The 8,263-nt window shown below is 56.3% G+C and carries 6 protein-coding genes; all 6 read right to left on the minus strand.

Going from position 1 to position 8,263, the window contains the following annotated elements:
• Window positions 1-115: 115 nt before the first annotated feature.
• The gene (locus tag WEB61_RS00950) at window positions 116-1,882 is read right to left on the minus strand and encodes a polysaccharide biosynthesis/export family protein (RefSeq protein ID WP_368062452.1); all 1,767 of its coding nucleotides are present in this window, start codon (window positions 1,880-1,882) and stop codon (window positions 116-118) included.
• On the minus strand, window positions 1,879-3,105 hold the full coding sequence (locus WEB61_RS00955) for a hypothetical protein (RefSeq protein ID WP_368062453.1): 1,227 nt from the start codon (window positions 3,103-3,105) through the stop codon (window positions 1,879-1,881). Before WEB61_RS00955 ends, WEB61_RS00950 begins: the two co-directional genes overlap by 4 nt.
• Window positions 3,102-3,758 (minus strand): ABC transporter ATP-binding protein, encoded by a 657-nt coding sequence (locus tag WEB61_RS00960; protein WP_368062454.1) that lies wholly within the window; start codon window positions 3,756-3,758, stop codon window positions 3,102-3,104. The genes WEB61_RS00955 and WEB61_RS00960 overlap by 4 nt, the downstream gene beginning before the upstream one ends.
• Window positions 3,755-5,602 (minus strand): ABC transporter permease, encoded by a 1,848-nt coding sequence (locus WEB61_RS00965; RefSeq protein ID WP_368062455.1) that lies wholly within the window; start codon window positions 5,600-5,602, stop codon window positions 3,755-3,757. The genes WEB61_RS00960 and WEB61_RS00965 overlap by 4 nt, the downstream gene beginning before the upstream one ends.
• 139 nt (window positions 5,603-5,741) lie before the next feature.
• Complete coding sequence (locus tag WEB61_RS00970) at window positions 5,742-7,091, minus strand: capsule biosynthesis protein (RefSeq protein WP_368062456.1); 1,350 nt, start codon at window positions 7,089-7,091, stop codon at window positions 5,742-5,744.
• The coding region (locus WEB61_RS00975) for an LTA synthase family protein (RefSeq protein WP_368062457.1) at window positions 7,088-8,263 on the minus strand (1,176 nt) is incomplete at its 5' end. The genes WEB61_RS00970 and WEB61_RS00975, both read right to left, overlap by 4 nt.

Here is an 8,263-nt window from a genome sequence, read left to right on the forward strand (position 1 = left end):
TCCCATGTGAGCACGACGATGCGCTCCGGAGCACGCGTATACTCGCCGCGGCAGCGAAAAGACGACGCGGAGATGAGCGGACGATAATCGTCCATAGCCGAATTCATCGTCGCGATCAGTTTGCGTCGAGGACGACGGCGGCGGCCAGCGCCACGCGGAAGACGACTTCAACAATATCCCTGAACACCGCGAAGGTCTTCTGGTTGGCGGCGGGAAGTACCATGATGTGGTCGCCTTGACGAATCGGCTCGCCACCGTCATGCACCGACCCGTCGCTTCGCATGACCAGAATGCGTCCTGCATCACCCCTGTTGCTTACGCCACCGGCATCCTCGATATATGCGCGCACCGACCGGCGTGATTGCCAAAGAACGGTCTGCGGAAGCTTTACCTCACCGGAAATCACCACAACATCGCTCTTTTTCGGAATCACTATTTCGTCGCCGTCCTCCAACAGCATTTCCCGCCAGTCGTTGCCGGCCAACACAACGCGCCCTTCCGGCCGAACCGTACGAACCTGCGACACAAAACGCTCGACCAATGCCGCTTCCTGCACACGCATTGCCGACTCCGTCGAGCTTATGGAGCTATCGGTCAAAACAGATCGTTGCAGCTCATAGAGAGCCCGATCAATCGCTTGTTGCTGCCGCAGCGCCACCGATTGGCGGCGAAGATAGATTGAATCGATATCCGCAAGCGTTGGATCGATCTCAACCAGTTGTGCCACGGCGCCCAATCTGGTCGCGCGCGGAACCGCAAATGCAGACGGTCCCATGTCATTGCCGTCGACTGTGACGACAATCGTCTCGCTTTCCCGGTCGGCCTCGACGGTGATGGAGTCTCCATCAATCGGCTTGTAGGCCGTCATCTGACTCAGCGGAACATATGTGTTGAATTGCTTTCCCGCGCGAATGCCGCGGATCAATGCATGGCTGGCTGACGGCCTGGGCTGCGCCAATGCAATCAGCTCGCCGCCGGTCGAGCGACCGGGGTCGAATTCGTAACGATACTCGCTTCTCACATCGCCCGAAATTGCGACGGTCGGCATTTGCGATCCGACAACAATCGAGTCGTTGTCAGAGAAACGCACCGGCGGCATCTCGCCGTCCTTCAGGAACTTGTAGAGATCAATTGTCGCGACCGTCGCGCCGCGTCTGACCACCCTGATGTTCCGGAAGCTGCCGCTGTCGAGATCGATACCGCCGGCGCGCGCCAGATAGTAGAGGACGCTGTCGTCTTTCGAGCCCGGGTAACGTCCGGGAAACGGAACGGACCCCGTAACGAAAACACCGAGCGGCTGTGTACCGAGGAGATTTGTATAGACCTTCACGTTGTCGGTGAAAACGCTCGCAACACTGCTTCGTACTCTCTGCGCGAGCTGTGCGTTGGTGACACCTTCTACTTTGACGGGCCCGATTTCCGGGAGAAAGATGTTGCCTTGAATGTCGACCACAAGAATGCCGTCAAACGTTCTCGCCCCCCACATTCTGACAGCGATGCGGTCACCTTGTGCGATCCGGTAGTCGGGGTTCACACCAACGCTGCGATCGACCAGACCGGAATTGGTAAAAATCTGAGAGCCGAAGGGCAACAGACCCTGAGTCGTAATCGGAGGAACGGCATTTGGTATATCCGTGCGCGAACCGCTCTGCTCACGCAAAAGCAAATCACCCCCCGAAGGACTCGTCTGCACCGGTTGCGGCTGCTCGTAACCGCCCGGGTCGTCGAAGATGTCGCCCAGCGGCTCCGGCTCAGCCAAGGTCGATGGCGCGCGCAACGGAGCGTTGTTCCCCTGCCCACTCGTCGACCCCTGTGCATGGAGTGCCTCGGCGCCAAGCGCCGTCAGCAGCACAACGATAAAAATCGCCCCCCAAGTTCTCATATACGCGCGTGCTCCCTGATAGCGGCCCCGATCAACATCAGCAGCCCGTATGCTAACAGGCCGCAGACGAGAAACGACACGATAATCAACAATCTCTCTGGCTTGGAAGGATCATCCGGTAAGGACGGCTCGACGAAAGCAACCAGATAGGCCTGCTTGCGGCCGGCATCGGCGCGCGCCAACTCCAGCGCGGACACTGTGGAAGTGTAAGCCGCCTTGGCGAATTCTTCCTCGATTAGCAGCCGCTCATAATCAGCCAGCAAATCCGAATAAGTCATTCCCGGCCGGTCTTCGTTTCTGGTCAAACGGCCCCTCTCCGCTTGCATCTGCTGCTCGATAGCGGCAATTCGGGCTTTGACGCCCGCGATTTGCGCACTGTCCTCACGCATGTAGCTCCTGAGCGACGCCAACTCAGTCTTGTACCGCGACAGTTCGCCTTCGAGGCTTGCAACGATTCCGCCAATGGCTTCGGCAGAACGAACAGGGTCGAGATCGCCGTGTTCCTCGCGGAACCTGTAGAGAGACATCCGATTGTCCCTCAATCTGTTTTCCGCCAGCTTCACCTCGTCGACCGCAAACTGAAGCGCATCGGACCTCGACTCCTGCGAAATCCGGTTGACCATATCGTCACTGATTTCGACGACCGCTGCCGCGATCCGCATTGCGTCTTCGGGGCGATATGCCTGAACGTCGAGATGGACGACATTCGCGGTGCTGTCAAAGTAGACATCGATACGGTTCAGATAATACTGAAAGAGGTCGTCGAAGCCGGCATCAGAGCTTAACCGGGACCACACGTCAGCTTCCGGCGCCACGTAGATTGTACGCAGATCAACCGCTTCCTGAAGCTTCCGGACGATTTCGCGGGATTGAATATATTCCTCAACGACATGGCCATCGACAACCCCCGGGGTGGCACCGATCGACCCCAGCAACCCGCCGACGGCTGTGGCGATCTGCGAGTCGGCGGTCCTCACCGTCATCAACGTTTGCGACACGTAACGATCCGAGGCCCAGAAGCCATAATAGATAAATGCAACAAAGGTCGGGGCGATCACAAGACAAACAAACAATATCTTCGATACGCCGAGCTTCACGACCTCCGCCAGTTCCTGTTCAACAAACGGCCGCGCCCTTTCCCTAACGAATGCCCGAAAACGATCGTAGGGCCCACCAGGCCGAACCAACCGCTCGAAACGCTCCTTGCCGAACGATGAATTCATGGCGCGCACCTTCTCATATAAAAATCGATTGCATCTTCGATATCGGCAAATGGCACCAGAATGCCCTCGAAGAGAACCAGCGCGATTTCGCAGTACTCGCGAATTGTATTGTCGCTATGCGAAACAAGCAGCATGCCTGCGCCCTTCGATTGCTCGAGGAATACCTTGCGTGATTTTGCGCGGAAGAACCTGTCTCCGGCGCCAATACTTTCGTCGATCAGATAGCAGTCGAACTTGATGGCGAGGCTGAGGCCGAAGGCCAACCGCGATCTCATGCCGGCACTGTAGGTTCTCACCGGCATATCGACATAACTGCCGATTTCTGCAAACTCCTCTGTCAACTCGAACGTCTTCTTGTAGTCGACACCGTATAGCCGGGCGACAAATGAAATGTTTTCTCGCGCGGTAAGATCGCCATGAAACCCGCCCGCGTAGCCCAGCGGCCAAGACAACCGTCCGCTTCTCACGATCATGCCTTTGCTCGGCTGATCGACGCCGGCAATCATATTGAGTAGCGTCGACTTTCCCGCGCCGTTTCTGCCCAACACGCCGACACGCTTGTCAGTCGGTATTGACAGATTGGTTTCGTTCAGCACCTGACGTACGCCGACATCCGTATCGAAATGTTTTTCAATACCAATCAGATGGATCATCGATCTAGTACTCGCCTTCGAAGCGCGCGATCGGCGACGAGACCGAATACGAAAATTCCGACCGCCCAAGAATAGCCGTATGTAATGTCTACACGGCTGCCGCCCATGAGCGGGCTGAAATTACCCCGCACACCGTCAACGAAATGCAGCAAGGGATTGTAGGAAGCATATTTGGCGACAGAGGCGGGCATCATATCCAGCGTGAAGAATACGCCGGATGTGAGGTAAATTATCCGGTTGAAGCCGTCCATCACATTCTTGAGCGACTCGGCTAAGGTCGTCAGCGAACCCATCGCGAGTCCCATACCAACTCCGACCATCCAGAGACCGAACACATTTGCCAACACCGATAGCGCATCGCCGAACGCATACTTTTCGACAAAGACATAGATGAAGGAAACAAACAAAATCAATACGAACATCTGCGTGAAGAATTCGAGTATGCTTCTCGCGAAAAATATGTCCATCGGCTGAACACTCGAATGGTTTAGAAGCGGGCGGTTTTGTTTCAGCGCATTGGTCAGGTGGTTGTAAGTCTTCAGATAGAAGAAGAGCGGCACCACGCCGGTCGTCACAAAGAGAATGACGTTCATGCCGAGCGAATCTCGCATCCGGATGTAGGAGAAGACGAAGGAAAAAACCATTACATGAATCATGGGCTCGATAACCGCCCATAGGTAACCAAGTTCGTGGCGTCCGAAACGCGCCATCGTCTCGCGCAACATAAGCGTTCGCACCGAATGAAAGAGTCGTCCAATTGCTACAAAGAGATTTCCACGTTCCGCAAGTGTTGCAGGCGTCCAGCACGGCGCAAAATCCGCTGGAATATCCGACATGATTTTTTTGACCTCGGGGTCATCCAGAGGGTTCGTTTTTTTCCGGCGGTGCTTCGTCTCCGCCCCCGTGGCCTTCCCCGTCGCCTGCGCATCGACCGGGACGTCATCCTCCGTTCTTTCACCGAGCCGCGTGAGCATCTCCCGCCGCTCTTCCTCATATTTAGTCCCCGGCTCGATTGATCTCAGAACACGCCGCGCTTCCGATTCACGGCCACCGGCGAGCAGTCCCCTGCTGAGAAGAATTTTTCCCTCGGTCCATTCGGCATCCCGAGCCACCTGCTGCTCAAGCTGACTGATGGCCTGGACCAGACGAGCTCCTCGATAGGCGCTTCGGGCTGCAATTCGTCCAAACCGCTTGTCTTCGGGTGCCAGACGAATGCCAGCAGTGGCAGCCTTGTGAGCTTCTGTCCATTCGCCACGTTCGTAGTGCAGCTTCGCGAGCAATGCCATGCGCGCAATGCTGGGCCCCAGCGCGCTGTTCGCCTTTGTGAGCCAACGGGCGATAAGCGCCTTCTTCTCTGAGCGTTGCGCTACACGCAGTGCAGCATCGATATAGCGGGCACTCTCCCGGTCAAATTTCAGATTTTCAGTAAATAACTTCAACGCCGCATTGTCTTGCCCAAGCAGCGCGCGCAGTCTCGCCTCCAACAGGGAGATCTCCCGCTTCTTGTCTGCTGGCGCAAGTTCCCGCGCGCTTGCCAATGTTTCCGCTGCGGCTTCAATGTCGCGATTCAGCGCGAGAAAAACACCGCGAAGATACATCGCCCGCCAGCCGCGATATCCACGCTTCCAGACTCGCTCCGTCAGATCAAGACCGAGTCCATAGCGCCGTCGCGCCAGCAATTCGCCGCACAGCCACCACAGGCTTTCGAACGGAGGCACGAACGACGATCTCGATTCAAGTGCCTCAATGGCAATTTTGACGGCCGCGACCTCGTCGCCGGCGCCATAAGCGCGCGAGAATTCCTCCGTTCGGCCGGAAGGCTGCTCAGGTTCGACAACGCTCAAGCTCACCGGATAAATCCGCCTGTCTTTAGCGAGCGCCGCAGAACTCCAAGCCTGCGCTCACAATACATCCAAATAAACATACAGGGCGCACCCTTCGCTCCGATCCTACCGGACACGCGCGATTCGGGCGCGAACCCGGTCAGAGACGGCCTGCCGAAACGCTCGGCTGCTGCGAGACGACCACTGTAGTGGCGTCCTGAGCTCGGTCGGCAACAGCCCGTCGCTCATTATGTTTCGACTTTGGCGCCACTATAGATTTCGACGACGCTACTTCGACATTTCTTCGGCTGACATCTTCAAATCTAGCGATGGCATTTGTAACAGCAAGGCGAATTCCGACGGGAGTATAGTAGTCACCATTAATCATACTCCGCTTCAAAAGCTGACGTCGAAATTCTGCAAAGAGGGCTTTGTCGGGCGCCGCCGCATTCAGCCAGAAATCTTCCAGTTCACCCTGGAAGGTCAGCCCCGGTCTATCGAAAATCGCCCTGCCAAGACAGATCAGAGGCCGTCCGAGGTCAAGTGCGATCAGCCCGACCGTACTGTTCAGCGTTACAACGCCACGCGAACTGCGAATGAGCGTTTGCAGATCGCCTCCGTCGATATAATCGACCCGGCCAGATACCCCATATCGATCGGCAAGAAGCCGGGCGCGATGTCGAAAGTTCGTCCAGCCATTATCGAGGGGATGCGCCTTGACGACAAGCCGCACAGTTCCGGGTGCATGCGCCGCAAAATTTCTTATCACGTATTCGAGGGCTGCGGTCATGCTGCTATGGGACGAATGCAAGCGCACTTGCGAGTCGCTGTCGAGCTGCATCGGGAAGACAAAGAAATCCTCCCCCATCGCAGCAAGGCGTCTGACAATTCTGCCTGCCTGGCGGCCACGAAGAGGCAACGTCGCGAGCCGCCGCATCCATGTCGCATATTCCGCCCAGATCGGAAAAGGGCGATGCGTCCGATACTTCGGATAGCGCAACCACCTTAGATAGTTCCAAATCTGCCATTGAAAGTCATAGATGACACGGCGACGCATGGCAGGTCTGACGGACACAAAGTCCGCCTCCTCCGATGTTCCGCCCTCACCGGTGTCAGACAGCAGAAGCGAGTCGTCCAGCAAAGGCGAATGACCATTGATCCCGCCCTCTTCCAGGGTGAGCCAGTGCGGCCGGATATAGCCTTCCTCGAATACCCAGACGCGGCATGCAATGTTACGAATTGCATCGATCGCCGCTCGATGGAGAGGGCGGCAATCATTGTGCATTACGATGTCGGATATCTCCTCCGACACGACAAGATTGCGCACGAAAGTGCCGAAATCATCCGCAGCACCGCGATAGTCGACCGCATTCCATGTTCCCCAAAAGAAGCGATCTCCACCACATACGTTGATTCGTTTCACCCGGTAACCGCGCTCGGCCATCTCACGGCCGAGCGCAGGAAAGAAGTGACTGCTGTTTCCTTGAAGAAAGAGAAAGGCACGGCTCATCGAGACTCTCCTGTACGCCTTTCATCGCTCCAGCCGTCACCGCCAAGACCCAGCACGCTGCCCTCGTCTTTGTCATGTGCTCTCGCGTCGGCATCGGTCAGCGCCGCCGTCACAGTTTCGAGAAGGAGGCGATTCAGTGCATCGGCGCTGACATTTACGGCACGCGCGTCGCTCCGTGCTTTTTTGCACCAGATAAAATAATCTGTCCGCGGGTCATCATACCCAATTGCCCGGAACGCCTTTGGCAGGCTGGGCAAATGATCCCCGTAGAAGCAAAAAACCGCATCCCCTTTTATCTCTTGCAAGACTTTGCGAATTCGCCCGATCATTTTGTCTGCATTCTGAACGTGGCTGAGGTATTGCTGAACCGATCTTGATCTGACGGGCGTCGCAGCGCGGATTGTCGCCGGCACCTCAATACGCGGCTTCGACCACGGGCCGTGATTTTCCATTGTAATCGCGAAAACAAAGAGCGGTTGCTTCGTTTCCCTGAGCAGTATTTCGATTTTTGTCGCCACCGCCGCATCCGACATATAGGGCCCTATGCGGTCAGATTCTTCGAACGACGCAATATCGACGAATTCGTCAAAACCGAGATGGGGATAAGCCTTGTCCCGCCGGAAAAAAGATTTGTGGAAGGGATGAATACAAATGGTGCGGTAACCGATGCTGCGCAGATAGGATGCGATCGTCCATACGGGCTTGGCGCAATAACCGAGATAGGGATTGAACCTATCGACGCCCATAGCCTCGTCCGGTATGCCTGAGAGAAAGGCAAACTCGGTTCTGAGTGTGTTGGCGCCCCAGGCGGGAACGCGCAACCGTCCACTATAACGCGCGGCGCCGACCATGCGATCAAAGTGTTTCAGAAATCCAGGCGGCGCCTGTTCCATGATACGGCGAGCATCGAAAAACGACTCGCTTTGCACAACGACTACCGATGGTCGGGAATTGGATTGGCCGAAAGGCCGGGCACGATCTTCGTCTTCGTTTTTTTGTGAACGAGCGATCGCCTCCTCGCTCTCGCCGGCGAGGAAAAAATAGAATATCAACGTCGTCACAAGGCTCAGCTTGTCGACATCTTCCCTGACGTCTGTCGATTGACCGTATTCCTTCAGAATCTGGCGGTATTCGTTTCTGAGCCGCCCTCTGGTGACGGCGTAGATGGCGCC

Source organism: Parvibaculum sp. (assembly GCF_040882025.1).
GTDB lineage: Bacteria > Pseudomonadota > Alphaproteobacteria > Parvibaculales > Parvibaculaceae > Parvibaculum.